Origin of the sequence: Paracidovorax sp. MALMAid1276, assembly GCF_049198005.1 — a bacterium.
Classification (GTDB): domain Bacteria; phylum Pseudomonadota; class Gammaproteobacteria; order Burkholderiales; family Burkholderiaceae_C; genus Acidovorax.
Genome location: NZ_JBMIRS010000005.1, coordinates 1 through 2773, shown reverse-complemented (window position 1 = coordinate 2773; position 2773 = coordinate 1). Strand labels below are relative to the sequence as shown.

The following is a 2773-nucleotide window of genomic DNA, read 5'->3' as shown; positions in this document are numbered from 1 at the left end:
CAAGATCAGCGACATCATCGGCGTGATCGACGGCATCGCGTTTCAGACCAACATCCTCGCGCTGAATGCGGCGGTGGAGGCGGCGCGCGCGGGCGAGCAGGGCCGCGGCTTCGCCGTGGTGGCGGCCGAGGTGCGCAACCTGGCCCAGCGCACGGCGGCCGAGGCCAAGGCCATCAAGGAACTCATCGGCGCGAGCAGCGCCATGGTGCAGCAGGGCAGCGTGCTGGCCGATCAGGCCGGCACTACCATGCAGGAAGTGGTCCACTCCATCCGGCGCGTGGCCGACATGGTCTCGGAGATCAGTGCCGCCAGCAACGAGCAAACGGCAGGCGTGGGCCAGGTAGGCGAAGCCGTGACCCAGCTGGACCAGACCACGCAGCAGAACGCCGCCCTGGTGGAAGAAATGGCCGCAGCCGCCAGCAGCCTGCGCACGCAGGCCGAACAGATGGTGGCCGCCATCGCCCAGTTTGACCTGGGGCAGGGCGCTATGGCGGGCGCGGACCTGGCGCACGCGCCGTTTTCCCGCGCGGGCTCCACGGCGCCCCGGCTGGGTCGCTGAGCACAGCCGACATCAGCGCAGTCAAAAAAGTGACCCCGCCCGCCGCCTATAATGCGCGGCTGCGCGGGTGTCGTTCAATGGTAGGACTCTTGCTTCCCAAGCAAATAACGTGGGTTCGATTCCCATCACCCGCTCCAGTCGGTTTTTCAATCCATCGGCTTCTCGCTTTCTAGCCTTTCCGTCAGCCGGTTGCGGCTGCGCTTCTCTCGGTGGTGCTGGCCCAGCGCATATCGCATCGCATCGCAATTTCTCTGAATTCTGAATTCACCAGAGCGAGGTGGGCGCCCAGGCCATCGACCGCACCCTCGAGGTATTGAAGGCGGACAAGGTGAAGGTGGAACTGCGCACCCCGCGCCACCATGCCGATGACGGCGGGCTGATCGGCTGGGCGCACCTGGCACTGCCCGCGCTGCTGCAAAGCTACGACGCGATTCTGGCGGTGGACATTGACGGCACCAACGTGCGCTGCGGCATCGTGTAGGTCCACTTGCAAAGGACGCCTGAATAGCCTTCAGCGCTTACTGGATAAGCGCTGGCAGCTATCAAATTTGAAGCAAAATTGAAGCATTGAGGCGGCCGATGCTTCGGCCGCGTGTTCAGCCGCAGCGCTGCCTACTTCTGAATGTCGCCCAGGCAGAGGTACTTGATCTCGACGTAGTCGTCCATGCCGTGGTGCGAGCCTTCGCGCCCCAGGCCCGACTGCTTGACGCCGCCAAACGGCACATGCTCGGTGGCCAGAATGCCCACGTTGATGCCGACCATGCCGTACTCCAGCGCCTCGCTCACGCGGAAGATGCGGCCCACGTCGCGGCTGTAGAAGTAGCTGGCCAGCCCGAACTCGGTGTTGTTGGCGGCCTCCACGGCCTCCTGCTCGGTCTTGAACTTGAACACCGGCGCGAAGGGGCCGAAGGTCTCCTCGCGCGCGCAGAGCATGTCGGCTGTGGCATCGGCCACCACCGTGGGCTCGAAGAACTGGCCCGATCCCAGGCTTTGCAGGCGCTGGCCTCCGGCCACCACCTTGCCGCCCTTGGCCAGGGCGTCGTCCACATGGCGCTGCACCTTCTGCAGGGCGGCTTCCTCGATCAGCGGGCCCTGGTTCACGCCGTCTTCAAAGCCGTTGCCCACCTTGGCGGTCTTGACCTTGGCAGCAAATTTGGCCACGAACTCGTCGTACACGCCTTCCTGCACATAGAAGCGGTTGGTGCACACGCAGGTCTGGCCGGCGTTGCGGTATTTGCTGGCGAAGGCGCCTTCCACGGCGCTGTCCACGTCAGCGTCGTCAAACACGATGAAGGGCGCGTTGCCGCCCAGTTCCAGCGACATCTTCTTGACCGTGGGGGCCGACTGCGCCATCAGGATGCGGCCCACCTCGGTGCTGCCGGTGAAGCTGATGTGGCGCACCACGTCACTGGCGCACAGTACCTTGCCGATGGCAATGGACTGGTCGCTGTCAGCGGGCAGGATATTGAAAACGCCCGCTGGAATGCCTGCTCGCAGCGCCAGCTCGGCCGCCGCCAGGGCCGTGAGCGGCGTCAGCTCGGCGGGCTTGATGACCACGGGGCAGCCTGCAGCCAGCGCGGGCGCCACCTTGCGCGTGATCATGGCCAGCGGGAAGTTCCACGGCGTGATGGCCGCGCACACGCCGATGGGCTGCTTGAGCACCAGCAGGCGCCGGTTGTTGTCGAACTGCGGCAGGGTTTCGCCGTTCACGCGCTTGGCCTCTTCGGCAAACCACTCCACAAAGCTCGCGCCGTAGGCCACCTCGCCCTTGGCTTCGGGCAGGGGCTTGCCCTGCTCGGCGGTCATGATGCGGCCCAGGTCGTCCTGGTTCGCCATCAGCAGGTCGTACCACTTGCGCAGCAGAATGCTGCGCTCCTTGGCGGTTTTTGCCTTCCACGCGGGCCAGGCGGCATTGGCGGCGGCGATGGCGGCTTCGGCGTCTTGCGGGCCCAGGTTGGCCACGTCGGCCAGCTTGCGGCCGGTGGCGGGGTCGTTCACATCAAAGCGGCTGCTGCCGGTCACCCACTGGCCGTTGATGAGGCCGTCGGTCTTGAGCAGCGTGGAGTCGTTCAGCAGGGCGAGCGGGGAGGTGGTCATGTCCATGGATAGCGGCAGGAAGTTGGCGGGCGAGGCCTGGGCGTCGGCGCGGTAGAAGGCATCGAAGCGAAACGCGCGAAAACCGAGGATCGCGTGGTGCTGCCGATGCTCCTTCTG

3 protein-coding genes and 1 tRNA gene are annotated in these 2773 nt (G+C 65.7%); 3 read left to right on the top strand and 1 reads right to left on the bottom strand.

Annotation, left to right across the window (positions count from 1 at the left end):
• The 3 genes from ACOQFS_RS00055 to ACOQFS_RS00045 all read left to right on the top strand — a co-directional run.
• Nucleotides 1-559 (top strand): methyl-accepting chemotaxis protein (locus ACOQFS_RS00055; RefSeq protein WP_421560939.1); only part of this gene is annotated, 559 nt, incomplete at its 5' end.
• 63 nt (nt 560-622) lie between these two features.
• Nucleotides 623-696, top strand: a tRNA-Gly gene (locus ACOQFS_RS00050).
• 140 nt (nt 697-836) lie between these two features.
• A complete protein-coding gene (locus ACOQFS_RS00045) occupies nt 837-1040 on the top strand; it encodes a hypothetical protein (RefSeq protein WP_421560938.1) in 204 nt (67 codons plus the stop codon).
• A gap of 131 nt (nt 1041-1171) precedes the next feature.
• Here the strand turns inward: ACOQFS_RS00045 and ACOQFS_RS00040 are convergent, their stop codons facing one another.
• Nucleotides 1172-2662, bottom strand: coding sequence for an NAD-dependent succinate-semialdehyde dehydrogenase (locus ACOQFS_RS00040; protein ID WP_421560940.1), 1491 nt, complete (start codon nt 2660-2662; stop codon nt 1172-1174).
• Nucleotides 2663-2773: the final 111 nt, after the last annotated feature.